Here is a 24,522-nt window from a genome sequence, read left to right on the forward strand (position 1 = left end):
CTCTTTGTTCCAGGCCGTTATTCGGCGGTCAGCGTATCACAGGTGCGGGCCAGCTCCAGCAGCCGGGGCAGGTTCCGGTCCAAAAAGCTGGTGTCATACTGGCCCCGGACAAACTCCCCGTCGTGCATGATCAGGTGGGCCAGGGCGGAGTTGGTGGGATAGCCCTCGATGACCAGCTCCTCCAGACTGCGGCGCATCCGGCGGATGGCCTCCAGCCGGGTGGGGGCGTGGACCAGCACCTTGGCCACCAGGGAGTCGTAGAAGGGTGAGACTTCATAGCCCGGATACAGGGCGGTGTCCACCCGTACCCCGGGGCCGCCGGGAAGATGGAGAAACTCCGTCTTGCCCGGGCAGGGCCGGAAGTCGTGCTCCGGGTCCTCGGCGTTGATGCGGCACTCGATGGCGTGGCCGCTGACATGGATGTCCTCCTGGGTGAAGGACAGGGGCAGCCCCGCGGCCACCCGCAGCTGCTCCTTCACCAGGTCCACCCCGGTAACCAGCTCGGTGACAGGGTGCTCCACCTGGATGCGGGTGTTCATCTCGATGAAATAGAACTGCCCCTGGGGGGACAGGACGAACTCCACCGTCCCCGCCCCCACATAGCCCGCGGCTTTGGCGGCGGCCACGGCGGCCCGGCCCATCTCCTCCCGCAGCTGGGGGGTCAGGGCCCGGGAGGGGGACTCCTCGATCAGCTTCTGGCGGCGGCGCTGGATGGAGCAGTCCCGCTCCCCCAGGTGGACCACGTGGCCCTGGCTGTCCGCCATGATCTGAAATTCAATGTGCCGGGGGGAGAGGACCAGCTTCTCCAGATACATCTCCCCGTCGCCAAAGCAGGCGATGGCCTCGGCCTGGGCGGCGTGATAGGCGCTCTCCAGCCCCTCGGGGCCGTCCACCTGGCGCATTCCCCGTCCGCCGCCGCCGGCAGACGCCTTCAGCAGCACGGGATAGCCCACCTGTTCGGCCAGCTCCTTGGCCTGCTCCACGTCCCGCAGGGGGCCGTCGGAGCCGGGGACCACCGGCACCCCCGCCTGCTGGGCCAGGGTGCGGGCGGCGGCCTTGCTGCCCATTTTTCGGATCACGTCGCCGCTGGGGCCGATGTACTTCAGCCCCGCCTCTACGCACCGGTCGGCAAAGTCCGGGTTCTCAGACAGAAAGCCATAGCCGGGGTGGATGGCGTCGCAGCCGGTGGCCAGGGCCGCCGACAGGATGGCGTCCTGGTTCAGATAGCTGTCCGCCGCCCGGGCGGGACCCACGCACAGCGACCGGGTGGCGATCTGGGCGTGGAGGGCGCTCTCGTCGGCGGTGGAATAGACGCCCACCGTCTCGATGTCCAGCTCCCGGCAGGCCCGGATCACCCGCAGGGCGATCTCTCCCCGGTTGGCGATCAACACGCGCTTGAGCATAGCTTTAAACCCTCCGAATGCGCAGCAGCGGCTCCCCAAAGCCCACGGCCTCGCCGTCCCGGGCCAGGACCTCCTCCACCACGCAGTCGGCGGGGGCGGGGATCTCGCTCATCATCTTCATGGCCTCGATGAGACACAGGGTCTCCCCCTTCTTCACCTGCTTGCCGGGGGCGGCAAAGGCCTCCTCTCCCGGGGCGGGGGCGGCGTAGAAGGTGCCCACCAGGGGGGCGTTCACCGTCTCCCCCTGGTCCTGCCCAGCGGCAGGGACAGGGGCGGCGGCTTCCGCCTGGGCCGGGGCCGCCTGAACGGCAGGGGCGGCGGAGGGGGCGCTCACCACCACGGGGGCGGCGGAGCGGCGCAGGGCGATCTTCTCCCCCTCCCGCTCCCACTCCAGGTCGGTGAGCCCGGAGCGGGCAAAGCGCTCCATCAGCGCGTACAGCTCCTCTAATTCCATAGGTAGTCTCCTTACAACCGGAGCTTGACGCTCCAACGAAAAAAATTACTGCTTAAAAATTACTGCTTCTTGCCGGACAGATAGTTCACGATGTCGGCCACGGTCTTCACCTGGGTCATGTCCTCGTCGGCGATGCCCACGCCAAAGGCCTCCTCCAGAGCCATGGACAGCTCCACGGCCTCCAGGGAGTCGGCCTCCAGGTCCTCATACAGGTTGGTCTCGGGGGTGATCTGGTCGGCCTCGCAGCTCAGAGTGTTGACGATGATGTCGCGGACGTTCTCGAAATTGATCTCCATAGTGTTACTTCCTCTCAAACGGTTATAAATTTTTAGTTAAATTTTTTTAGGTAAAATGCTTGAGCCTTATTATAAGAAAAAATCCGCTCTTGTCAAGCGGATTTCTTGGTCGTGTCTATTACTTTGTCTGTTTTCACGAAGCCGCACCCCCTGTATGGGGGCGCTCTGTCAAAATAGCACCGCCGCATCGAGTGATGAGATAGGAGTTAGGAGTGATGAGTTAAGCTCTAACTCCTAACTCATCACTCTATGGGAACTGTGATCTCCGTCACGAACTGGCTGGGGTCGTCGGTGACGCCATAGTCAATCAGGGTGATCTCCCGGGCAAAGCCCGCCGGGCGCAGGCGCTCCCCGGTCAGAAAGTCCATCAGGCGGCGGTATTGGGCCGGGGCCTCCCCATGGCTGCCCCGAAAGCGCACCTGGGCGCATCGGCCCCCGGGCAGGTCCACTGTCTCCCCGGCAAAGCGGTCCGCCCGGTCCAGCACCAGAAAGATGCCGTCATACCGGTCAAACTCCCCCCGCTCCAGGGCCTGGACGGACAGGCCAAGGCCCACCTTGCCCAGAAAGACCACCGCCTCCTCCTCGTCCCGGAACAGGCGGCTCACGGGCAGCTCCATGTCGTGATAGTCCCGGATGGTCAGCGCCCCGCCCACCCACACGATGCGGCAGGGGGTAGCCTCCACCAGGCGGATGTAGTCCAGATCGCAGTGGCAGGCCTCCTCCAGCTGCTCCAGGCGGGCGTCGATCTTCCGCTGCACCCGCTCCAGCTCCGCCCGCTTTCTGGCCACGGTCTCCCGCTGCTGGCGCAGCTTGGCCTGGATATTGTCCAGGTCCCGGTTGTGGACAAAGTCGGATATCTCCTCCAGGGGCATATCCAGGGCCCGGAGATAACGCACAGTGTTCAGCGCCTCGAACTGCCGGGCGCTGTAATAGCGATAGCCCGTGTCCGGGTCCACCCGCTCCGGGGTCACCAGCCCTAAGCGCTCATAGTGGCGCAGGGTGCTCACGCTGAGATGGAACAGCCGGGCCACCTCCCCGATGCGAAACAGTTCTCCCCCGCTCACACCAGCACCCCGCTTTGCTTTTTGTCTCGGCCCATGAGCCAGAAAAAGCAAATCAGACACACGATATCAGACAGCAGAGATCCCCCCGCGCTGGCCAGACCCATGGGGAACAGGGTGTTGGGAAACAGGGTGGAGGCCAGATAGGCCCCGGGCACCCGCACCAGAATGATGGACAGGCAGTTGTGCAGGAAGGACAGGCCCGACTTCCCCCGGGCGCAGAAATAACCGCTGAAGCTGAACTGCACCCCGGCCAGCATACAGTCCAGCACATAGCCCCGGATGTACTGCCCGCCCCGCTGGACCACCAGGGCCCCGTCGGCCCGGGCGCTGTCAGTGAACAGGGCCACCAAAGGCTCTGCCGTCAGCTGCACCGCCGCCACAATGGCCACGCCCAGGGCGGTGGCAATGGCGATGGCATAGCCCAGGGTGGCGATGGCCCGCTTGGGCTTGCCCGCGCCGATGTTCTGGGCCCCCAGGGCGGACACGGTGGACAGCATGGAGGAGGGGACCAGGAACAAAAATCCGATGATCTTCTCCACAATGCCCACCGCCGCCGCGTCGGTCAGGCCCCGGCGGTTGGCGATGATGGTGATGATGATGAACGAGATCTGGATAAAGCCGTCCTGCAAAGTCACGGGAATGCCGATCTTCAGGATCTTTTTCATCACCGCCCCGTCGGGCCGCAGGTCACCTTTCTGGATGCGGACGCCCATGTCCCGGCGGAGGATGACGAAGAGGGACACCGCCACGCTCACCGTCTGGGCCAGGGTGGTGCCCAGGGCCGCCCCGGCGGGGCCTAAGTCCAGGGCCCCCATGAACAGATAGTCCAGAGCGATGTTGGCCGCGCAGGCCACGGCGATGAAATACATGGGACTTTTGCTGTCCCCCAGCCCACGGAAAATAGAACTGATGATGTTATAGGCCGTGATGAAGGGGATGCCCAAAAAGCAGATGGTGAGATAGGCCACCGTGCCCTCCACCGCCTCTGCCGGGGTGGACATGACGGCCACGATGGGCCGGGTGAGGCACAGCAGCACCCCGGTGAGGACCACGGACAGACCCATGAACAGGGTGACCGTGTTGCCGATGCACCGGGAGGCCCGCCTGTGGTCGCCGCCGCCCACCGCCTGGCCGATGCTCACCGTGGCCCCCATGGCCAGGCCCACCAGCATGACGGTGAGCATGTGCATCACCTGGGAGCCAACGGACACCGCCGTAGTGCTCTCCACCCCACGAAACTGGCCGATGATGAACAGGTCGGCCATGCCGTAAAGGGTCTGTAGAAAATAGGACAGCAGATAGGGCAGGGAAAACAGCACCACGTTTTTCAGCACGCTCCCCTGGGTCAGGTCTCTTCTCATGGTCTTGCAGCACTCCTAGTCGCGAACGCGAAGTTTTTTACAGCAACCGCATTATAAACTCTATCATTATTATAGAGTCAAGGTAAAATTTTAAGCCCGGGCCGAAGGGATTCGGCCCGGGCGCGTTTACGCATGCTTACTTTTTCTTTCTCAGATAGCAGAACCACATCAGCAGGGACAGGATTACGCCACCCAGGATGTTGCCGATGGTCACGGGGATCAGGTTCTTCACCACGAAGTTAGACACCGTCAGAGCGGACAGGTCCAGCCCGCTCTCCGCCGCCAGCTGGGCATAGGCGGGGACGGCCTTGGCCATCAGGCCCGCGGGGATGTAGTACATGTTGGCCACGCAGTGCTCAAAGCCGCACAGCACAAAGTAGCACACCGGCAGGAAGGCCGAGATGATGCGCCCGGCGCTGTCCTTGGCGGACATGGCCATCAGCACGCCCAGGCACACCAGGAAATTACACAGGATGCCCAGCACCACCGCGTTCTGGAAGGGCAGGTTGCACTTGCCCAGGGCCACCTTCATGGTGTAAACCGCCAGGGCCCCGCCGGAGTAATTCATCTGGCCGAACCAGGCGCAGCCGGCGGCCACCAGCAGGGAGCCGACCAGATTGGCCAGATAGACGATGACCCAGCTGCGCAGCATCTGGCCCAGGGTGCAGCGGCGGTCCAGCACAGAGATGGTGATGAGACAGTTGCCCGTGAACAGCTCTGCGCCCATGATGACCACCATGCCCAGGCCAAAGGGGAAGAGCAGGCCGCAGATGGTACGGGCGGTCCAGACAGCGTCGATGCCATAGACGGCGGTGTTGGTGGCGGCGCTGCCCAGGGCGATGAGGGCCCCGGCCAGCATGCCCAGAATCACCAAAAGCGCGGTAGACCGCTTGGCCTTTCCTTCACCGGCGGCGGCGTATTTGGCCGCGATCTCCGCGGGGGTCAAACTTTCCATATTGTGGGTCATCCTTTCCTATTTATCCTCTTTTCTCTTTTTCCTCGGGTCTTCTCGGGTCCGCCCGGGGCGGACTAATGCTTGTATTATATCGGATGGAGCCAGAAAGTCAATTCTTTCCCGCCCTCTCCCATAAAAACAACGGAAAAAAAGCAGTCGGGCGGCGGTTTTTTAAGCCGTCCGCCCAACTGCTGCGCGATTTTTGCGTTCCCGTAAAGGGAAGAAATTACATGACTTTTCCGGCCTTGATGACGGTCTTGGCCAGGTTGCTGCCCACGCGGTAGCAGATGTAGTCCAGGTCGGGGGCGTCCCAGATGACCAGGTCGCCCTTCTTCCCGGCCTCCACAGAACCCACCTGGTCGGCCATGTCGATGGCGGCGGCGCCGTTCAGGGTGACGGCGGTGAGGACCTCCTCGGGGGTCAGCTTATACTTCAGGCAGCCCAGGTTGATGACGAACTGCAGGTTCAGGCAGGGGCAGGAGCCGGGGTTGAAGTCGGTGGCCATGGCCACGGCCACACCGGCGTTCACCATGTCCCGGGCGGGGGCGAAGGTGGAGCCCAGGTTGAAGCTGGTGGCGGGCAGCAGGCAGGCGATGGTGCCGCCCTTGGCCATGCTGGCGATGCCCTCGGGGGGGCAGACGATCAGGTGCTCGGCGGAGATGGCGCCGATCTCACCGGCCAGGACGGAGCCGCCGATGGCCTCGATCTCGTCGGCGTGGATCTTGGGCCGCAGGCCATACTTCAGACCGGCCTCCAGCACCTGGCGGGACTCCTCCACGGTGAAGGTGTCGGCCTCGCAGAACACGTCGCAGAACTTGGCGATGCCCTGCTCCTTCACCTTGGGCATCATCTCCTCGCACACCAGACGGATGTACTCGGCGCGGTTGTTCTTATACTCGGCGGGGACCAGGTGGGCGCCCATAAAGGTGGCCACCACGTCCATGGGCATGGTGTCGTTCAGGTCCTTGATGACCCGCAGGGCCTTCAGCTCGTGCTCGGTGGCCAGACCGTAGCCGCTCTTGGCCTCTACGGTGGTCACGCCAAAGCCCATCATCTCCTTCAGGGCCTTGGCAGCCTTCTCGGTCAGCTCCTCCTCGGTGGCCTGGCGGGTGGCGTTGGTGGTGGACTGGATGCCGCCGCCGGCGTTCTGGATCTCCAGATAGGTCTTGCCGTGGAGCTTCATGCCCAGCTCGTTCTGCCGCCAGCCGCCGAAGATCAGGTGGGTGTGGGCGTCCACCAGACCGGGGGTGACCAGGTTGCCCTGGGCGTCAATGACCTCAGCGCCGGGGGCGGCGGGGGCCGCGCCGGTGCCCACAGAGTCGATGACCCCGTCCTTCACCAGGACCCAGGCGTCCTTCAGGATCTGGATCTGGCCCTGCTCGGCGCCCTTCTTGGCGGTCTTGCCCTGGGGGGTGGCCAGCATACCGATGTTCTTTACCAGAATGTTTCCCATCATGAAAACCTCCTAATTACGATCAGTCTCGCAGTCTTGCAGTTTTGGACTATTTTTGATAAGAAAAAGGGGCCCGAAAACGGGCCCCTTTTTGGAGTTTTGCCGTATGCGGCGACAATTACATGTTCAGGGCCTTCATAGCCTCGGCGATGTACTCGTCGTCCTTCTCGTTGATGTAAGGCAGGGTGATGTGATCCTTGCCCTCATACATCTTGTTGTACTCGGCAACGACAGGCATAGCGTTCTCGTTGCGAGCCCAGGCGCGGCGGGAAACACCGATCATGGTATCCCAAGGCATGGACATCTTCAGGATGGTGTCCACGCGCTCGGAGCCGTCCAGCACCATGCCGAAGCCGCCGTTGATGGAGTTGCCGATACCGGTGCCGCCACCATTGTGCAGGGCGATGTAGCTCATGCCGCGGGCGGCGTTGCCGGCGTAGCACTGAGTGGCCATCTCAGCCATGATGTTGGAGCCGTCCTTGATGTTGGAGGTCTCACGGAAGGGGGCGTCGGTTCCGCCGGTGTCGTGGTGGTCACGGCCCAGGATGACGGGGCCGATCTCGCCGTTGCGGACCATCTCGTTGAACTTCAGAGCCAGGTTCATACGGCCCATGGCGTCCTGATACAGGATGCGGCACTGGGTACCGACGACCAGCTTGTTCTTCTCAGCGTCGCGGACCCAGACATAGTTGTCGTAGTCCTGATAGCGGCGGTTGTGAGCCTTGATGTACTCGGCGGCAGCCACGTCGGTCTTGTGCAGATCCTCGGGCTTGCGGCTCAGGCAGCACCAACGGAAGGGACCATAGCCATAGTCGAACAGGCAGGGACCCAGGATGTCCTCGACGTAGGAGGGGAAGACAAAGCCGTCCAGGTCGTTCTCGCCGTTCTTGCAGATGCTCTTCACGCCGGTGTCGTACACGGCCTTCAGGAAGCTGTTGCCGTAATCGAAGAAGTAGGTGCCCTTCTCGTGCAGCTTGCAGATCATCTCATAGTGGTGCTGCAGGGTCTTGTTGACCAGCTTGGCGAACTGCTCGGGGTCCTTATCCAGCATCTCGGTGCGCTCCTCGAAGGTCAGGCCCTGGGGGCAGTAGCCGCCGTCGTAAGGAACGTGGCAGGAAGTCTGGTCAGACAGCAGATCAACGTGGATGTTGTTGTTGTACAGATACTCCAGCAGGTCCACGATGTTGCCGTGATAGGCGACGGCGCAGGGCTGCTTGGAATCCATGTGCTCCTTGGCGATCTTCCAGGCCTCGTCCAGGCTGTCGGTGCGGTGGCTGACCCAGCCCTGGGTGTAACGGGTCTCGATACGGGAGTCATCGACCTCGGCGATGATGGAGGCAGCACCGGCGATCTCAGCGGCCTTGCCCTGAGCGCCAGACATGCCGCCCAGACCGGCGGACACGAACAGACGGCCAGCCAGGTTGCCATCCTGAGGAATGCCCAGCTTCAGACGGCCGGCGTTCAGCAGGGTGTTGAAGGTGCCGTGGACGATGCCCTGGGGCCCGATGTACATCCAGCCGCCGGCGGTCATCTGGCCGTAGTTGGCAACGCCCAGAGCGGCAGCGCGGTTGAAGTTCTTCTGATCGTCGAAGGTGCCGACCATCAGGCCATTGGAGATGATGCAGCGGGGGGCCATCTTGTGGCTGTGGAACAGGCCCAGGGGGTGACCGGACATCACGACCAGAGTCTGCTCGTCGGTCATGACCTCCAGATACTTCTTGATCAGGCGATACTGCATCCAGTTCTGGCAGACCTGACCGGTCTCGCCGTAGGTGACCAGCTCATAGGGATACAGAGCGACGTCGAAGTCCAGGTTGTTGTCGATCATGACCTGGATGGCGCGGCCCTCGATGCAGACGCCCTTGTACTCGTCGATGGGCTTGCCGTACAGCTTGCCCTCGGGACGGAAGCGGTAGCCATAGATACGGCCGTGCTCCTCCAGCTCCTGAGCAAACTCCTTGGCCATCTGCTCGTGATGGTCGGGGTGGATGTAACGCAGAGCGTTCTTAATGGCCAGAGCCTTGTCCGCCTCGGACAGGTGGGACTCACGGCGGGGAGCACGACGGTACTGAGGGTCCATCTTAGGATACTCAGGCAGGTCGTAGTCCAGCTTAATGGTCATGGCATCATTGGCTGTCATAACTTTAAGTTCCTTCTTTCTGTTAAATTCTCGCAGGTGTTTTGCACCTGCGGGGGTCTTTATCCTATGGGCACATTTTAACAGAATTTCGCCCTTTAGAAAAGAACTTGTATTGTATATTTGCTATACCGAATAAGTATGTCAAATTTACTCCGCACAACCTAAGTTATTTTGCCGGATTTTTGACTTAAAAAAGGAAAGACGTCTAGTCCAGACGTCTTTCCTTTCGCTGTTTAAATCGGTCTCTTTCGTCGTTTTATTCAGCCTTGGGACCGGCGTTGACCACGTCCTCGGGCATGTGGGTGTACTTCTTGAAGTTCTCCACGAAGGAGTGGGCCAGCTCCTTGGCCTTCTTCTCATAACCGGCCTGGTCGTCGCCCCACTGCTTGGCGGGGATCATCTGCTCATCGGGCACGCCGGGGCAGGAGGTGGGCACCTGAACGCCGAAATAGGGGTCGGTGACGAACTGGGCCTTCTCCAGCTCGCCGTTCAGGGCGGCGGTGACCATGGCGCGGGTATACTTCAGGTTCATGCGCTTGCCGCTGTTGCCGCACCAGCCGGTGTTGACCAGATAGACGTTGGCGCCGGACTGCTGCACCTTCTTCTCCAGCATCTCCGCATAGACGGAGGGGTCCAGAGGCATGAAGGGCGCGCCGAAGCAGGTGGAGAAGGTGGGCACGGGGGAGGTGATGCCCCGCTCGGTACCGGCCAGCTTAGAGGTGAAGCCGGACACGAAGTAATACTGGGCCTGCTTGGCGTTCAGCTTGGAGATGGGGGGCACGACGCCATAGGCGTCGGCGGTGAGGAAGATCACCGTCTTGGGGGTGCCGCCGATGCCGGGGATGGCGGCGTTGGGGATATAGTCCACGGGATAGCCCACGCGGGTGTTCTCGGTGAGGGAGCCGTCGGCATAGTCGGCCTGGCGGGTCTCCTCGTCGATGATGACGTTCTCCACCAGAGAGCCGAACTTGATGGCCCGATAGATCTCAGGCTCCCGCTCCTCGGTTAGGTCGATGCACTTGGCATAGCAGCCGCCCTCGAAGTTGAAGACGGAGTCGTCGGCCCAGCCGTGCTCGTCATCGCCGATCAGCTTGCGGTCAGGGTCGGCGGACAGGGTGGTCTTGCCGGTGCCGGACAGGCCGAAGAAGATGGCGGAGTCGCCCTTCTCGCCGATGTTGGCCGAGCAGTGCATGGGGAACACACCCTGCTTGGGCATCAGATAGTTCATGACGGAGAAGACGGACTTTTTGATCTCGCCGGAATACTGGCTGCCGGCGATGAGGACCAGCTTCTTCTCATAGTCGATCATGATGGCGGCCTCGGAGTGGGTGTGGTCCCGCTCGGGCACGCACTTAAAGCCGGGGGCGGCGATGATGGTGAAGTCGGGGACATAGCTCTTCAGCTGCTCCTCAGTGGGCCGCAGCAGCAGCTGGTGGATGAACAGGTTCTGAGAGGCCAGCTCGTTGACGATGCGGAAGGCCTTGGTATACTTGGGGTCGGCGCCGGCATAGCCGTCGAAGATGAAGATCTCCCGGTTTTGCAGATAGGCGACCATCTTTTCATACAGGGCGTCGAAGACCTCCTGGGTGGTGGGCACGTTCACCTTGCCCCAGGCGATGTCGTCGTGGACGCCCTTGGAGTCAACAATAAACTTGTCGTCGGGGGAGCGGCCGGTGTACTTTCCGGTGGTCACGCACAGCGCGCCGGTGGCGCTCAGCTTACCCTCGCCGCGGCACAGGGCCTTCTCCACCAGCTTGGCGGGGGTGAGGTTGCGGTAAACAGCGCTGGGATTGATGATCCCGAGAGATTCCAAACCATAAGTTTCCATAACAGTTCCTCCTTGATTTGATATGCGTGGGGCGGCCCGGGTTTTCAGGGGGGAGAGGGCCGCTCAGTGAAGTTTTTCAGCAATTCAGTCTGCAAAAACACTTCTTACTGTGGTTCATTTTACCCTATTTAGTGGAGAAAGGCAAGATTCAGTCCTGTGGAAAAGCGCCGAAAATCAGCCCTGGGTCTGACGGATTTTTCTCGATATTCCTGCAAATTCGGCGATACCCAGCCGCTCCCCCCGCACGTCGGCGGGCAGACCGCAGTCCACAAGGATGTTTGCCAGCTGCTCCTTGGTCAGCTTGTCCCCAAAGGCGGCGTGCAGTCCGTTGACCAGGGTCTTCCGCCGCTGGGCAAAGGCGGCCCGCACCACCCGGAAGAAGTGCTCCGGGTCATCCACCTCCTCCGGCGCGGGGCGGGGGACCATGCGCAGCACAGAGGAGGTGACTTTCGGGGCGGGGATGAAGCACTCTGGGGGCACGTCGAACAGCAACTCCGGCGCGGTGTGATACTGGCAGAAGACGGAGAAGGCCCCATAGTCCCCCGTGCCCGGCTTGGCGCAGATGCGCCGGGCCACCTCCCGCTGGATCATCACCGTGATGGACTGAAAGCAGCCCGCCTCGATCAGGGCGGTGATGGCGGGGGTGGTGATGTTATAGGGCAGGTTGGCGCAGGCCACCGCCTTCAGCCCGGCGAACTTCTCCTCCACCAGGGCGGGGATGTCCGTCTTCAGAATGTCTCCGGGGACGATCTCCGCGTTGGGGCAGTCGGCCAGGGTCTCCTTTAAAATGGGCAGCAGGGACCGGTCCAGCTCCACCGACGCCACCTTGTCCGCCCGGCGGGCCAGCTGGCGGGTGAGGGGGCCGATGCCGGGACCCACCTCCAGCACCCCCGTGCCGGGACCCGCGCCGGAGGCGGCGGCGATGTCCTCGGGCACCCAGGACTGGATGAGGAAGTTCTGGCCCATGGACTTGGAAAAACGAAAGCCGTTTCGGGCCAGCAGCGCCTTGATCTCGTTGATATTGCAAAGATCCATATGAGGCTCCTTTACTTACGATAAAATAAATCAGATTTCCTCATCCATCATAACGAAAAGGCCGCCGTCCGTCAAGGGATAGCCGACGGCGGCGGTCTTCGGGCATGATACGCAATGCTCAGTTTGCCTGGGGCAGGGTGACTTCCGCTTTAAAAAGGTCCCCGTCCACAGTGAGCCGGAACTCGCCCCCCTGCAGCTCGGTGAGGCTGCGGGCGATGGACAGCCCCAGGCCGGAGCCCTCGCTGCTGCGGGACTCCTCCCCCCGGACAAAGCGCTCCATCAGCCGCTCCGCTGGGACGTTCAGCGCCTCCCGGGAGACGTTCTTCACCGACAGGGTCACCTGGCCCTTCCCCCGGGAGAGCTCTACATAGATGCGGGTGCCCTCCATGGCGTATTTGGCGCAGTTGGACAGCAGGTTGTCGATGACCCGCCACAGATGCCGCCCGTCGGCATAGACCCAGGTCTCCCCCTCGGGCACGGTGGTCACCACCGTCAGCTTCCGCTCCTCCAGTTTCTCCGTCCACTCCCCCAGGGCCTGGTCCAGCAGCTGGGACATACCGATCTTCTCCCGGCTGACGCTGAGCACGCCGGTGGATGCCTTGCTGGCCTCCACCAGGTCCTCGGTAAGCTTTTTCAGCCGCTGGGACTTGCGGTCCAGCACCTCGATATACTCCGCCGCCTTGGGGTCGGTCTGCCGGGTGGTCTTCAATAAGTTTACATAATTTATGATGGAGGTGAGGGGGGTCTTCAGGTCGTGGGAGACGTTGGTGATGAGCTCGGCCTTAAAGCGCTCGCTCTTCATCTTCTCGTCCACCGCCCCGGCAAGGCCGATGGAGATGTTGTTCAGGTCCTCGGCATAGGCCCGCAGGTCGGCGGGCATCCGGGCGGTGTCCACCCGATAGTTCAGGTCCCCGGCGGCGATGGCCCGGCTGCCCCGGCGCAGGCGGGCAAAGCTGGTCGTCCACCGGCACAGCAGCACCAGGGCCGCCCCGTTAACCAGGATGACCAGCAGCCCGCCGCCATAGCCCATGGCCGCAGACAGAACATTGGCCAGAAGATAGACGAAAAAGCCCGCGATGGTCCGCCAGGTCAGGGGCAGCTGGCGGACCAGCTCCCCCACGCCCCGATACACTGCGCTCCAGCCCCGGCAGAGCAGACTGGTCCGGCCCAGGGTGCCCGTGCGCAGGCGCACCGCCAGCGTGCGCAGCAGCAGCGCTGTACACAGCATGGCCCCGGCGAAGACGGCAGCTCCCCCTGCGATCACCAGGTCCGCCTGCCACTGCATCTCCGCCCGCTCTGACCATATCTCACCCGCAGCGGCCGCCTGACAGGCCATTCCCGCCGCCGCTGTCAGCAGAACGTCCACGGCCCCTGCCCCCAGCAGATAGACTTCCAGATAGATCTTCTCCTGCCAGGTGGGGACACAGCCCTCCCCCGCCGACAGGCACAGCAGACAGACCAGGCTGGCCAGCGCCGCCAGCAGCAGCGCCGCACCCACCCCCACCCGAAAGGCAAACTGCCCTTGGGCCCGGGTGATCTCCTGCCGCAGCTGATAGAAGCTGTCGTCGATCTGCGGCTCAGCCGCCACGCCATACTCCAGGATATACTGGCCGTCGGCGTCCTCACCGTTTCTCGCCACGTCCTCCAGGGCGGAGACCGTCTCGTCGGTTTTCTCCGTCCAGCCGTAGTACTGGGCGTAATAGACATAGCTGTCCAGCCCCTCGGCGGTGTAGGCCCCGGGGACAAAGCTGGCATAGCCGATGTGATCCACGGCGGTCAGCAGGCTCTCCCCATCCCCCAGGTTGGAGGACAGCTCCTCCCCGCTCCGGTCCAGCAGGCGGAAGCGATAGTTGGTCTCGCTGGCGTCCGCATCCGCCTCAAACTCCGCCATGGTGCCCTCCAGCTGCTGGCGCTCCACATAGCTGATGGTGTCGCTCTTCAGGGCGATGGAGTCGGCCACGGAGGTGGCCACCCGGTCGTTCCAGCTCTGGCACAGCGTTTGAAACTGGCGGCTGTCCTGCCAATAGACCCCCTGCCACTCCAGAGTGGACAGGGCGCTCAGTCCTAAATAGGCCGCCAGCAGGGCGCACACCGCCAGGGCCGCTGCGGCTGCCCATACTCCGCTGTGGCCGACGTGTCTCGTCTCCTTCACCGCACGCCCTCCTCCAGCTTATAGCCCAGGCCCCACACCACCTTTAAATACCGGGGGTCGGCGGGGTCGATCTCGATCTTCTCCCGCAGGTGGCGGATGTGGACGGCCACCGTGTTCTCCGAGCCATAGGCCGGGTCGTTCCACACCTGCTCATAGATCTGGGCGGAGGAGAACACCTGTCCCGGGTGGGACAGCAGCAGCTTGAGCACGTTATACTCGATGGGGGTGAGAGCCACCGGCTCCCCGTCCACCGTCACCCGCTTGGCCCCGTCATCCATGGTGATGGGCCCCACGGTGAGCAGACCGGGTCCCTTGTCCGCGCCCCCCAGGCTGGTATACCGCCGCAGCTGGGACTTCACCCGGGCCATCACCTCCAGGGGGTTGAAGGGCTTGGTGATATAGTCGTCCGCCCCGATGTTCAGGCCCAGGATCTTGTCCGCGTCCTCGCTCTTGGCGGTGAGGAGGATAATGGGCACGTTGCTCCCCTCCCGCAGCTTGGCGGTGGCCCGGATGCCGTCCAGCTCGGGCATCATCACGTCCATCAGGATCAGATGGACCTCGTTCTGCTCCACGGCCTGGATGGCCTCCCGCCCGTTATAGGCCTTCAGGGTGCGATAGCCCTCGCTGGTGAGATAGATATCCAGGGCGGAGACGATGTCCTTGTCGTCGTCACAGATCAAAATGGTATACATACGCCGCTCTCCCTTGCGTCATCAGATTTCTTGTCTTGTGTCTAGCATAACACACCGCCATTAAGTTGCAAGGGCGAATTTTCTTAAGAAATATTAAAGACCGCCGCCAAAGCCCCATTTCAGGACTTCGGCGGCGGCCAATTTCGATCTCTTATATTTCTTCTTATGTCTCCACCGGGACGGCCTCCGGCACAGCTTGGATGTCCTCCGTGGCATAGGTGCTGTTCCACAGCTCCCGCGCGCCGGTGCGCCGGTCCACCCGATAGACGTCCGTCCGGGTCACCTGGGCGGACACGTCCACCCACACCTTATAATAGTTCTCGTCAGCTGGGACGAACACCGGCGTTCCGTTCATGCCGCCCAACTCCCCCAGGGAGATCGACACCGGGACGGCCTTGTCGGGGAACTCCGCCGTCAGCTCCAGCTCGGGGCCGCCCTGGTCCAGCCAGAACAGCAGGCCGCCCCCGGCCCCCATGGCCATGCCGCCGGGATACTGCCGCCCGGCAAATCCGCCGCCCTGGACCTGCACGCAGCCGCCGGGCTGGGTCTCATAGGTATAGCGGCTCTCCCGCACGCCGCTGATGGCCAGCAGCAGGACGGCCGTCACTGCCGCCGCCGGGATCACGATGTTTCGTTTCATGGATCAGGCCCCCTTCCTCCGGTTTTGTAAGCAAATTATATAATATTTGTTTCAGCAGTCAAGATATTATTTGTGAACTTTTGTGTCAAACGCAAAAATTCCGCCGGACCGTGGCTGCGGTCCGGCGGCGGGAGGATACACATGAGTCGGAATTTTCAGCGGCTGCTGGGGGTCTGCCGGCTGTCCTGGGTCTGGGGCTGCTTCTGCGGCTCCTGGGGCTGCCGGGCATCCTGGGTCTGGGTGCGCTGGGTGCGGTCCTTGTGCTTTGCCTGCATGGTCCAAGCCTCCTTTGCATTGGGTCTGGGGATAGTCTGGACCGATTGCTGGAGAACTATACCGAAAGAAGAAATTTTTTATCCCCGGAACCGCCAGAGGCACCAGCCCGCCCCGGCCAGCTGGAGGAGCAGCAGCAGGGGGAAGCCATATTTGAAGTACCAGTGGCGGGTCTTGTGGCGGAACAGGCGCATCCCCGCCACGCCCCCCAGCGCCCCGCCGAAAATCGCCGGGAGGAACAATGTCTTCTCCGGGATGCGCCAGGCGTTCTGCTTGGCCCGGCGCTTGTCGATACCCATCAGGACAAAGGCCAGGACGTTCACGGCGATGAGATAATAGAAGAGGATCTGCCGGAAGAGCTTTGGCATGATAATACACCTCGTTTGATTTGATATTCACTCTTTTTTATTCGGTCAAATTTTTCTCAGTGTACCCCATCCCGGGCAAAAAGGCAAGCCCCGGACTGTTTTCGTATACATAGTAATGTATAAAATCCAGTGATTTTTTGCATAATATTCATTTTTGGTGAAAATATACGGATGGGCCGGGAAAAAATATGGATAACTATGCGAATAGGGGGTTGCAATTCCGCCCTAAGAGTGATAGACTGACAGCACTGAAACAACCGAAAGGCTTTTCTTTCCGCAAAAAGCGCGGAAAATCCCTTTCAAACTGTCTTTATGGAGGAAATACATCATGGCTGAAGTGAAAAAAGTGGTGCTCGCCTATTCCGGCGGTCTGGATACTTCCATCATCATCCCCTGGCTGAAGGAGAACTATAATAACCCCGAGATCATCGCCGTCTCCGCCGACGTGGGCCAGGGCAGCGAGCTGGACGGCCTGGAGGAGAAGGCCATCAAGACCGGTGCCTCCAAGCTGTACATTGAGGACCTGACCGACGAGATGGTGGACGACGTCATCATCCCCTCTATGATGATGGGTGCCAAGTACGAGGACTATCTGCTGGGCACCGCCTTTGCCCGTCCCGTCATCGCCAAGCGTCTGGTGGAGATCGCCAAGAAGGAGGGCGCCGACGCCGTCTGCCACGGCTGCACCGGCAAGGGCAACGACCAGGTCCGGTTCGAGCTGGCCATCAAGCGCTTCGCCCCCGAGATGACCATCATCGCCCCCTGGCGTGAGTGGTCCATCAAGGGCCGTGACGAGGAGATCGACTATGCCGAGGCCCACAACGTGCCCCTGAAGATCTCCCGTGAGACCAACTATTCCAAGGACAAGAACCTGTGGCACCTGAGCCACGAGGGTCTGGACCTGGAGGACCCCGCCAACGAGCCTAAGTATGACGAGCCCGGCTTCCTGGAGATGGGCGTGTCCCCCGCCGTGGCCCCCGACAAGGCCACCTATGTCACCCTGGACTTTGAGAAGGGCTGGCCCGTGGCTGTCGACGGCGAGAAGATGAAGGCCAGCGACATCATCCGCAAGCTGAACAAGCTGGGCGGCGACAACGGCATCGGCCTGCTGGACATCGTAGAGAACCGTCTGGTGGGCATGAAGGACCGCGGCGTATACGAGACCCCCGGCGGCACCATCCTCTACCGCGCCCACGAGGTGCTGGAGATGATCACCATCGACAAGGACACCAAGCACATGAAGCAGAAGCTGGCCGTGGACTTTGCCGACCTGGTCTATAACGGCAAGTGGTTCACTCCCCTGCGGGAGGCCCTGCAGGCCTTCGCCGTGGACACCCAGAAGCACGTCACCGGCACTGTGAAGCTCAAGCTCTATAAGGGCAACATCATCACCGCCTCTGTCACCTCCCCCGAGACCCTGTACTCCGAGGACTTGGTCACCTTTGAGGAGAGCGACTATGACCAGAAGGACTCCCAGGGCTTTATCAACCTGTGGGGCCTGCCCGACACCGTTCAGGCGCTGCGGGACCAGGGCAAGCTGAAGTAAGACGCGAATAGACGCTTTTTGAGAGTGGAGACCCGCGCGTCTCCACTCTCAATTTAATATTGCGTCCCACATACCAGATGTTTGTGGGGACGCCGGAAAGGTAGAAAATACTATGAAGCTTTGGGCTGGACGGTTTCAGAAGGAGACCGACACACTGGTAAACGACTTTAATTCCTCCATCGGCTTTGACGCCCGGCTGTATCAGCAGGACATCCGGGGCTCCATCGCCCACGCCACCATGCTGGGCAAGCAGGGCATCATCGAGGAGCACGAGGCCAAGAAGATCATCGAGGGCCTGAAGGCCATCCTGGCCGACATCGAGGACGGCAAGGTGGAGTTCTCTCTGGACAACGAGGACATCCACATGAACATCGAGGCCATGCTGACCCAGCGCATCGGCGACGCTGGCAAGCGGCTGCACACCGCCCGCTCCCGGAACGACCAGGTGGCCGTGGACACCCGCCTTTATGTGAAAGAAGAGATCCCCGCCATCATCAAGCAGGTCCTGGACCTGGAGCAGGTGCTGGTGAAAAAGGCCAAGGCCAACCTGGACACGGTGATGCCCGGCTATACCCACCTCCAGCGGGCCCAGCCCACCACCTTCGCCCACTATATGATGGCCTATGCCAACATGTTCAAGCGGGACGTGACCCGACTGGAGGACTGCCTGGAGCGGCTGGACGAGTGCCCCCTGGGCGCCGGCGCCCTGGCCACCTCCACCTATCCCGTGGACCGGTTCCAGACCGCCCACGCCCTAGGCTTCAGCAAGCCCACGGACAACTCCATGGACTCGGTCTCTGACCGTGACTATGCCATCGAGCTGATGGCCGACCTGTCCATCCTGATGATGCACCTGTCCCGCTTCTCCGAGGAGATCGTGCTGTGGTGCTCCTGGGAGTTCAAGTATGTGGACCTGGACGACGCCTATTCCACCGGCTCCTCCATCATGCCCCAGAAGAAGAACCCCGACGTGGCCGAGCTGGTCCGGGGCAAGACGGGCCGGGTCTACGGCGCACTGGTCACCCTGCTCACCGTGATGAAGTCCCTGCCCCTGGCCTATAACAAGGACATGCAGGAGGACAAGGAGGCCATCTTCGACGCCATCGACACCGTGGAGCTGTGCCTGCCCGTGTTCGCCGCCATGGTGGACACCCTCACCGTCCGGCCCAAGAACATGGCCAAGGCTGCCGCAGGCGGCTTTATCAACGCCACCGACTGCGCCGACTATCTGACCAAGAAGGGCCTGCCCTTCCGTGAGGCCTATATGATCGTGGGCCGTCTGGTGAACATGTGCATCAAGTCCGGCGACACCCTGGACACCCTGACCCTGAAGGACTTCCGGGCCATCTCCTCCCTGTTCGACGAGGACGTGTACGACGCCCTGGCCCTGAAGACCTGCGTCAACGAGCGCAAGGTCTATGGCGGCCCCGCCAAGGAGAGCGTGCAGAAGCAAATCGACCTCATCGAGCAGTTCGTGGGCGAGCACACCAAGTAAGGCGGCCTTAAAAACGCCTGGTAAACCCGAAAATAATCCACAAAAATGCAGGACATTGTGGAAAACAGTTGCAAAAGGACCACAGACCGGGTATGATTGTGGCGAAAAGCCTTTAGCGGCGGGGGCTTGCCCCCGCCCGCGCATTTTATCCGGGAAGGAAGAGAACCGATGTATCACATAAAAAAGCGGGCCCTGGCCCTGGCGGCGGCGGTGTTGCTGCTGGCCGGATGCGGCAGCCGGGGGGAGAGCCCGCTGGACCAGTCTCAGCCGCCCCAGAGCGCCGTGAGCACCTCGGCGTCAGCCCGAGAGGAACGCCCCGCAGGCACTGACAAGAGCACCCAGTCCCCGGCAGACGGCAGCGGCGACAGCTCCGGCGATCAAGCGCCGGAGGACGACCCCCAGCAGGCTCAGGACCCAGACCTGTCCCAGCAGCCCGACCCGGGCCAGCCCCAGGCGCAGACCCAGCAGCCCCAGGAGGACCTGTTCGCCCAGCTGCCCCAGACCTTTGTCTTCTCCAGCGGCGCGGGGGCCTGGTCCACCCAAATCTCCATCAAGGCGGACGGGACCTTTACCGGCCATTATGAGGACGCCGACGCCGGGGACGCTGGGGACGGCTATGACTCCACCGTGTATCAGTGCGATTTCAGCGGCCGCTTCACCCCGCCGGTGGAGCAGAAGCCCCACATCTACTCCATGGAGCTGGAGTTCATCCATCTGTATGACACCCCGGGCAACGAGGTCATCCGGGACCAGGTGCGCTATGTCAGCGCCGACCCCTATGGCCTGGACAACGCCCAGGAGGTCATGCTCTATTGCCCCGGGGCTAAATTAGCCGACCTGCCGGAATATTTCCTTCTGTGGACCAACCAAGGTCCCAAGGAGGAGGTCGGGCCCGAGGACACCCTGTCCTTCTATGGACTTTATAACGTAAACGAGAGCGAGGGCTTTGCCGGTCACAACGGCTGAGACCCGTTTCAGCGCAAAGCGCATAAGGGAGGATCAAAACATGAATCGACCCAAGGTATACATTGACGGGAAAGAGGGCACCACCGGCCTTCAGATCTATGAGCGCCTGGGCAGCCGGGACGATATCGAACTGCTGCTCATCGACGAGGACAAGCGCAAGGACACGGAGGAGCGCCGAAAGTTTTTAAACGAGGCCGACCTGGTCTTCCTCTGCCTGCCTGACACCGCCGCCAAAGAGGCGGTCACGCTGATCGACAACCCCAAGACCCGGGTCATCGACGCCTCCACCGCCCACCGCACCGCCGAGGGCTGGGTGTACGGCTTTGCCGAACTGCTGCCCGGCCAGCGCCAGCGCATCAAGTTCGCCAGCCGGGTGGCCAACCCCGGCTGCCACGCCACCGGCTTTTTGTCCACCGCCGCCCCCCTGGCCCAGCTGGGGGTACTGCCCCGGGACTATCCCGTCACCTGCTTCTCTCTCACCGGCTACTCCGGCGGGGGCAAGAAGATGATCGCCGAGTACGAGGCCCCTGACCGCAGCCCTCTGCTGGACGCCCCCAGCCTCTATTCCATCGGTCTTGCCCACAAGCACCTGCCCGAGATGCAGAAGCTGGCCGGGCTGGACAGCGCCCCCGTGTTCGTCCCCATCCTGGGGGACATCCGCCAGGGGATGATGACCTCCGTCATGCTGCAAAACAAGCTGCTCAGCGGCACCCCCACCGCCCAGGACATCTGCGAGATGCTCTCCTCCTATTACGAGGGGCAGGAGATGGTGCGGGTGCTGCCCTTCGGCGGCGAGACCCCCCGTCTGGCCACCAGCGCCCTGGCGGGTAAAGATTACCTGACCATCACCGTGTCCGGCCACACCGACCAGACCCTGCTCACCGCCCAGTTCGACAACCTGGGCAAGGGGGCCTCCGGCGCGGCGGTGCAGAACATGAACATCATGCTGGGCTTCCCGGAGAGCACCGGGCTGAACATCGACTGACCGTTCTGTTCAAACAGTCAAAACATCTTCCAGGGGCGCGGCCCCTGTCATCTAAGGAAAGCGAGGAAGATCACTATGCTGAATCAGATTTCCGGCGGCGTGTGTGCCGCCAAGGGATTTACCGCCGCCGGTGTCCACTGCGGCGTGAAGGCGGGCAGCAGCCCGGATAAGAACGACCTGGCCCTGATCCTGTCGGAGAAGGAGTGCGCCGCCGCCGCCACCTATACCATGAACCGGGTGAAGGCCGCCCCCCTGTATGTGACCATGGACCACCTGGAAAACGGTGTGGCCTGGGGCGTGGTGGCCAACAGCGGCAACGCCAACGCCTGCTGCCCCCAGAGCCATGAGAACGCCGAGGCCATGAGCGCTTCCGCCGCCGCCGCCACCGGCCGGGAGCCCGGCGACTTTGTGGTGGCCAGCACCGGCGTCATCGGCCAGACCATCAACATCTCCGCCATCCAGGCCGGACTGCCCCAGGCCGCCGCCGCCCTGTCCGCCGACGGCTCTGACGCCGCCGCCCACGCCATCATGACCACCGACACGGTGAAGAAGGAGATCGCCGTCTCCCTGACCATCGGGGGCAAGGAGGTCCGCCTGGGCGCCATCGCCAAGGGTTCCGGCATGATCCATCCCAACATGGGCACCATGCTGGCCTTCATCACCACCGACTGCGCCATCACCCACGAGATGCTCAGCGACGCCCTCCACGAGGTGGTCGCCCGCACCTTCAACCGGGTCACCGTGGACGGGGACACCTCCACCAACGACATGTGCGTGGTGCTGGCCAACGGCATGGCGGGCAACAGCCTGATTGAATGGAAGGACCAGGACTATGAGACCTTCCTGGCCGCCCTGGAGGAGGTCTGCCGTTATCTGTCCCGGGCCATCGCCGGGGACGGCGAGGGCGCCAGCAAGCTGGTCACCTGCAAGATGCACGGGGCCCGCAGCGAGGAGAGCGCCGAGCGCCTGGCCAAGGCCGTGGTGGGCTCCTCCCTGGTGAAGGCCGCCATGTTCGGCGCCGACGCCAACTGGGGCCGTGTGCTGTGCGCCATGGGCTATTCCAAGGCCCCCTTCCGTCCCGAGCATGTGGATGTGTCCTTCTGCTCCCAGGCCGGGTCTATCCTGGTGTGCAAGCAGGGCGACGGCGTGGACTTTGACGAGGATAAGGCCAAGACCATCCTCACCGAGAAGGAGGTCATCATCGACGTGGACCTGCACGAGGGGGACGAGAGCGCCGAGTGCTGGGGCTGCGACCTGACCTATGACTACGTGAAGATCAACGGCGACTACCGCACCTGATCTATGCCCCGTGGGGCAATGACAAGATATTTTACAAACATACTGAAAAGGGGGCCTTTCCCATGGCTTTTAACGAGGTGGACCGCGCTCAGGTGCTGGCCGAGGCGCTGCCCTATATCCAAAAATATTCCGGAAAGACCATCGTGGTCAAATATGGCGGCAACGCCATGATCTCCGAGGACCTGCGCCGGGCCGTGATCTCTGACATCGTGCTGCTGAACCTGGTGGGTATCCGGGTGGTGGTGGTCCATGGCGGCGGCCCCGAGATCAACGAGATGCTGACCAAAATCGGCAAGGAGTCCAAGTTTGTGGACGGCCTGCGCTATACTGACGAAGAGACCATGGACATCGTGCAGCAGGTGCTGTGCGGCCGGGTGAACAAGAACCTGGTGGCCACTCTGAACCGCATGGGCGGCCGGGCCGTGGGCCTGTGCGGCATGGACGGCGGCATGTTCCAGGCCAAGCAGCTCAGCGAGAAGCTGGGCCTGGTGGGCGAGATCCATCATGTGGACCCCAGCCCCGTCACCGATGCCCTGGACGACGGCTATATCCCCGTGGTGTCCACCGTGGCCCAGGGGACGGATGCCGACTGCGCCTATAACATCAATGCCGACACCGCCGCCGCCAAGCTGGCCGTGGCCCTGAAGGCGGAAAAGCTCATCCTCCTCACCGACGTGCGCGGCCTGCTTCGGGACCCCAAGGACGACTCCACCCTCATCTCCGAACTTCAGCTCTCCTCCGTCCCCGCCCTGGTGCGGGAGGGCGTCATCTCCGGCGGCATGATCCCCAAGGTGGACTGCTGCGTGGAGGCGGTGCGCTCCGGCGTGGACTCCGCCATCATCCTGGATGGCCGGGTGGCCCACTCCATCCTCATCGAGCTGCTGTCCGACGCGGGCATCGGCACCATGCTGGTACACTGAAAGCGGGGGAATTTCTATGACGTTTGAAGAGATCAAAGCCCTGGACGAGCAGTATGTGATGCCCGCCTACAGCCGCTTCCCCGTGGCCGTGGACCACGGCAAGGGGGCCACCGTGTGGGACGTGGCCGGGAAGGAGTACATCGACTTCACCGCCGGCATCGGCGTGTGCTCCCTGGGCTATGACTATCAGCCCTGGGTGGACGCGGTGTCCGCCCAGGCCGCCAAGCTGGCCCACATCTCCAACCTGTACTACGCCGAGCCTTACGCCAAGCTGGCCCAGAAGCTGTGCACCCGTGCGGGTATGTCCAACGTGATGTTCGCCAACTCCGGGGCCGAGGGCAACGAGGCCATGATCAAGCTGGCCCGGAAATACTCCTTTGACAAGTATGGCAAGGGCCGTGGCACCATCATCACCCTGCACAACTCCTTCCATGGCCGCACCCTGGCGACTTTGACCGCCACCGGCCAGGACAAGTTCCACAACTACTTCTTCCCCTTCCCCGATGGCTTCCGCTATGCCGACGCCAACGACCTGGACAGCGTGGAGGCGGTGGCCGGGCACGACGTGTGCGCCGTGATGTTCGAGCTGATCCAGGGCGAGGGCGGCGTGCTGCCCCTGGACCGGGCCTTTGTCTCCGCCGTGGCCGACCTGTGTGAAAAGCGGGACTGGCTGCTGCTCATTGACGAGGTGCAGACCGGCGTGGGCCGCACCGGCTCTCTGTTCGCCTTCCAGCAGTATGGCATTTCCCCCGACGCGGTGTCCTTCGCCAAGGGCATCGCCGGCGGCCTACCCTTCGGCGGCGTGATGGCCAACGAGAAGTGCCGCAATGTGTTCACCGCCGGGACCCACGGCACCACCTTCGGGGGCAACCCCGTGGGGGCCGCCGCCGCCTGCTGCGTGCTGGACACCATCGACCAGTCCTTCCTGGACAAGGTGAAGGAGAAGGGCGACTATCTCCGCGCCCAGATCGAGGCCATGGATCTGCCCTGCCTGGGCAAGACCCGGGGCATGGGCCTGATGATCGGCATCGAGGTCAAGGGCGACCAGACCAACCGGGAGCTGGCCGCCGCGCTGGCGGAGCATGGCCTGCTGTGTCTCACCGCCGGGCCCGGCCTGCGACTGCTGCCCCCTCTGGTCATCTCTCAGGAGGAGATGGACAAGGGGCTGGCCATCCTCAAGAACACCCTGTCCTAAGC

The 24,522-nt window shown here is 62.6% G+C and carries 21 protein-coding genes; 7 read left to right on the forward strand and 14 right to left on the reverse strand.

Annotated elements, in window-relative coordinates; all coding sequences use genetic code 11:
* Window positions 1–17: 17 nt before the first annotated feature.
* The 14 genes from accC to ACSAMP_RS01985 form a co-directional block, all read right to left on the reverse strand.
* Window positions 18–1,403: an acetyl-CoA carboxylase biotin carboxylase subunit gene (gene accC, locus ACSAMP_RS01920; protein ID WP_457799322.1), complete on the reverse strand. Its 1,386-nt coding sequence runs from the start codon at window positions 1,401–1,403 to the stop codon at window positions 18–20.
* Window positions 1,404–1,407: 4 nt separating this feature from the next.
* Window positions 1,408–1,857: an acetyl-CoA carboxylase biotin carboxyl carrier protein gene (gene accB, locus ACSAMP_RS01925; RefSeq protein ID WP_457799323.1), complete on the reverse strand. Its 450-nt coding sequence runs from the start codon at window positions 1,855–1,857 to the stop codon at window positions 1,408–1,410.
* A gap of 59 nt (window positions 1,858–1,916) precedes the next feature.
* A complete protein-coding gene (gene acpP, locus ACSAMP_RS01930; protein WP_147560853.1) occupies window positions 1,917–2,147 on the reverse strand; it encodes an acyl carrier protein in 231 nt (76 codons plus the stop codon).
* A 248-nt stretch (window positions 2,148–2,395) separates the two neighbouring features.
* Entirely contained in the window at window positions 2,396–3,217 is an 822-nt protein-coding gene (locus ACSAMP_RS01935) for a MerR family transcriptional regulator (RefSeq protein WP_457799324.1), read from the reverse strand.
* Complete coding sequence (locus tag ACSAMP_RS01940) at window positions 3,214–4,578, reverse strand: MATE family efflux transporter (RefSeq protein WP_457799325.1); 1,365 nt, start codon at window positions 4,576–4,578, stop codon at window positions 3,214–3,216. The genes ACSAMP_RS01935 and ACSAMP_RS01940 overlap by 4 nt, the downstream gene beginning before the upstream one ends.
* A gap of 136 nt (window positions 4,579–4,714) precedes the next feature.
* Complete coding sequence (locus ACSAMP_RS01945) at window positions 4,715–5,533, reverse strand: formate/nitrite transporter family protein (protein WP_457799326.1); 819 nt, start codon at window positions 5,531–5,533, stop codon at window positions 4,715–4,717.
* A gap of 226 nt (window positions 5,534–5,759) precedes the next feature.
* Window positions 5,760–6,989: an imidazolonepropionase gene (gene hutI, locus ACSAMP_RS01950; protein ID WP_441796272.1), complete on the reverse strand. Its 1,230-nt coding sequence runs from the start codon at window positions 6,987–6,989 to the stop codon at window positions 5,760–5,762.
* A gap of 115 nt (window positions 6,990–7,104) precedes the next feature.
* The gene (locus ACSAMP_RS01955; RefSeq protein WP_457799327.1) at window positions 7,105–9,126 is read right to left on the reverse strand and encodes a urocanate hydratase; all 2,022 of its coding nucleotides are present in this window, start codon (window positions 9,124–9,126) and stop codon (window positions 7,105–7,107) included.
* Between the two features lie 256 nt (window positions 9,127–9,382).
* The gene (gene pckA / locus ACSAMP_RS01960; RefSeq protein WP_457799328.1) at window positions 9,383–10,954 is read right to left on the reverse strand and encodes a phosphoenolpyruvate carboxykinase (ATP); all 1,572 of its coding nucleotides are present in this window, start codon (window positions 10,952–10,954) and stop codon (window positions 9,383–9,385) included.
* Between the two features lie 174 nt (window positions 10,955–11,128).
* Window positions 11,129–11,989: a 16S rRNA (adenine(1518)-N(6)/adenine(1519)-N(6))-dimethyltransferase RsmA gene (gene rsmA, locus ACSAMP_RS01965; protein WP_457799329.1), complete on the reverse strand. Its 861-nt coding sequence runs from the start codon at window positions 11,987–11,989 to the stop codon at window positions 11,129–11,131.
* Window positions 11,990–12,107: 118 nt separating this feature from the next.
* Window positions 12,108–14,141, reverse strand: a complete 2,034-nt coding sequence (locus ACSAMP_RS01970) for a sensor histidine kinase (protein ID WP_457799330.1) — start codon at window positions 14,139–14,141, stop codon at window positions 12,108–12,110.
* Window positions 14,138–14,833, reverse strand: coding sequence for a response regulator transcription factor (locus ACSAMP_RS01975; RefSeq protein WP_457799331.1), 696 nt, complete (start codon window positions 14,831–14,833; stop codon window positions 14,138–14,140). The genes ACSAMP_RS01970 and ACSAMP_RS01975 overlap by 4 nt, the downstream gene beginning before the upstream one ends.
* 163 nt (window positions 14,834–14,996) lie before the next feature.
* Window positions 14,997–15,473 carry a hypothetical protein gene (locus ACSAMP_RS01980; RefSeq protein WP_457799332.1) on the reverse strand — a complete coding sequence of 159 codons (477 nt, stop codon included), beginning with the start codon at window positions 15,471–15,473 and terminating at the stop codon, window positions 14,997–14,999.
* Window positions 15,474–15,826: 353 nt separating this feature from the next.
* Complete coding sequence (locus tag ACSAMP_RS01985) at window positions 15,827–16,114, reverse strand: DUF1294 domain-containing protein (RefSeq protein ID WP_457799333.1); 288 nt, start codon at window positions 16,112–16,114, stop codon at window positions 15,827–15,829.
* Window positions 16,115–16,442: 328 nt separating this feature from the next.
* On the opposite strand from ACSAMP_RS01985, the gene ACSAMP_RS01990 reads away from it, so the two are divergent.
* From ACSAMP_RS01990 to ACSAMP_RS02020, 7 genes are all read left to right on the forward strand, one after another.
* A complete protein-coding gene (locus ACSAMP_RS01990; protein ID WP_457799334.1) occupies window positions 16,443–17,660 on the forward strand; it encodes an argininosuccinate synthase in 1,218 nt (405 codons plus the stop codon).
* A 112-nt stretch (window positions 17,661–17,772) separates the two neighbouring features.
* Window positions 17,773–19,155: an argininosuccinate lyase gene (argH, locus tag ACSAMP_RS01995; protein ID WP_457799335.1), complete on the forward strand. Its 1,383-nt coding sequence runs from the start codon at window positions 17,773–17,775 to the stop codon at window positions 19,153–19,155.
* A gap of 168 nt (window positions 19,156–19,323) precedes the next feature.
* The gene (locus ACSAMP_RS02000) at window positions 19,324–20,121 is read left to right on the forward strand and encodes a hypothetical protein (protein WP_457799336.1); all 798 of its coding nucleotides are present in this window, start codon (window positions 19,324–19,326) and stop codon (window positions 20,119–20,121) included.
* A 40-nt stretch (window positions 20,122–20,161) separates the two neighbouring features.
* On the forward strand, window positions 20,162–21,106 hold the full coding sequence (argC, locus tag ACSAMP_RS02005; RefSeq protein WP_457799337.1) for an N-acetyl-gamma-glutamyl-phosphate reductase: 945 nt from the start codon (window positions 20,162–20,164) through the stop codon (window positions 21,104–21,106).
* Between the two features lie 78 nt (window positions 21,107–21,184).
* On the forward strand, window positions 21,185–22,405 hold the full coding sequence (argJ, locus tag ACSAMP_RS02010; protein WP_457799598.1) for a bifunctional glutamate N-acetyltransferase/amino-acid acetyltransferase ArgJ: 1,221 nt from the start codon (window positions 21,185–21,187) through the stop codon (window positions 22,403–22,405).
* 62 nt (window positions 22,406–22,467) lie between these two features.
* Window positions 22,468–23,325, forward strand: coding sequence for an acetylglutamate kinase (gene argB, locus ACSAMP_RS02015; RefSeq protein ID WP_227144400.1), 858 nt, complete (start codon window positions 22,468–22,470; stop codon window positions 23,323–23,325).
* A 16-nt stretch (window positions 23,326–23,341) separates the two neighbouring features.
* Window positions 23,342–24,520: an aspartate aminotransferase family protein gene (locus ACSAMP_RS02020; protein ID WP_457799338.1), complete on the forward strand. Its 1,179-nt coding sequence runs from the start codon at window positions 23,342–23,344 to the stop codon at window positions 24,518–24,520.
* Window positions 24,521–24,522 lie beyond the last annotated feature (2 nt).

It is taken from the genome of Flintibacter sp. SJQ-8 (assembly GCF_054108085.1).

Bases quoted from the DNA above. Each gene is read 5' to 3' on its own strand.
- ACSAMP_RS01975 (WP_457799331.1), bottom strand. From the start codon at position 14,833: ATGTATACCATTTTGATCTGTGACGACGACAAGGACATCGTCTCCGCC.
- ACSAMP_RS01980 (WP_457799332.1), bottom strand. From the start codon at position 15,473: ATGAAACGAAACATCGTGATCCCGGCGGCGGCAGTGACGGCCGTCCTG.
- ACSAMP_RS01955 (WP_457799327.1), bottom strand. From the start codon at position 9,126: ATGACAGCCAATGATGCCATGACCATTAAGCTGGACTACGACCTGCCT.
- ACSAMP_RS01985 (WP_457799333.1), bottom strand. From the start codon at position 16,114: ATGCCAAAGCTCTTCCGGCAGATCCTCTTCTATTATCTCATCGCCGTG.
- ACSAMP_RS02000 (WP_457799336.1), top strand. From the start codon at position 19,324: ATGTATCACATAAAAAAGCGGGCCCTGGCCCTGGCGGCGGCGGTGTTG.
- rsmA (WP_457799329.1), bottom strand. From the start codon at position 11,989: ATGGATCTTTGCAATATCAACGAGATCAAGGCGCTGCTGGCCCGAAAC.
- ACSAMP_RS01990 (WP_457799334.1), top strand. From the start codon at position 16,443: ATGGCTGAAGTGAAAAAAGTGGTGCTCGCCTATTCCGGCGGTCTGGAT.
- argB (WP_227144400.1), top strand. From the start codon at position 22,468: ATGGCTTTTAACGAGGTGGACCGCGCTCAGGTGCTGGCCGAGGCGCTG.
- accB (WP_457799323.1), bottom strand. From the start codon at position 1,857: ATGGAATTAGAGGAGCTGTACGCGCTGATGGAGCGCTTTGCCCGCTCC.
- ACSAMP_RS02020 (WP_457799338.1), top strand. From the start codon at position 23,342: ATGACGTTTGAAGAGATCAAAGCCCTGGACGAGCAGTATGTGATGCCC.
- hutI (WP_441796272.1), bottom strand. From the start codon at position 6,989: ATGATGGGAAACATTCTGGTAAAGAACATCGGTATGCTGGCCACCCCC.
- ACSAMP_RS01940 (WP_457799325.1), bottom strand. From the start codon at position 4,578: ATGAGAAGAGACCTGACCCAGGGGAGCGTGCTGAAAAACGTGGTGCTG.
- pckA (WP_457799328.1), bottom strand. From the start codon at position 10,954: ATGGAAACTTATGGTTTGGAATCTCTCGGGATCATCAATCCCAGCGCT.
- ACSAMP_RS01945 (WP_457799326.1), bottom strand. From the start codon at position 5,533: ATGGAAAGTTTGACCCCCGCGGAGATCGCGGCCAAATACGCCGCCGCC.
- argH (WP_457799335.1), top strand. From the start codon at position 17,773: ATGAAGCTTTGGGCTGGACGGTTTCAGAAGGAGACCGACACACTGGTA.
- accC (WP_457799322.1), bottom strand. From the start codon at position 1,403: ATGCTCAAGCGCGTGTTGATCGCCAACCGGGGAGAGATCGCCCTGCGG.
- argC (WP_457799337.1), top strand. From the start codon at position 20,162: ATGAATCGACCCAAGGTATACATTGACGGGAAAGAGGGCACCACCGGC.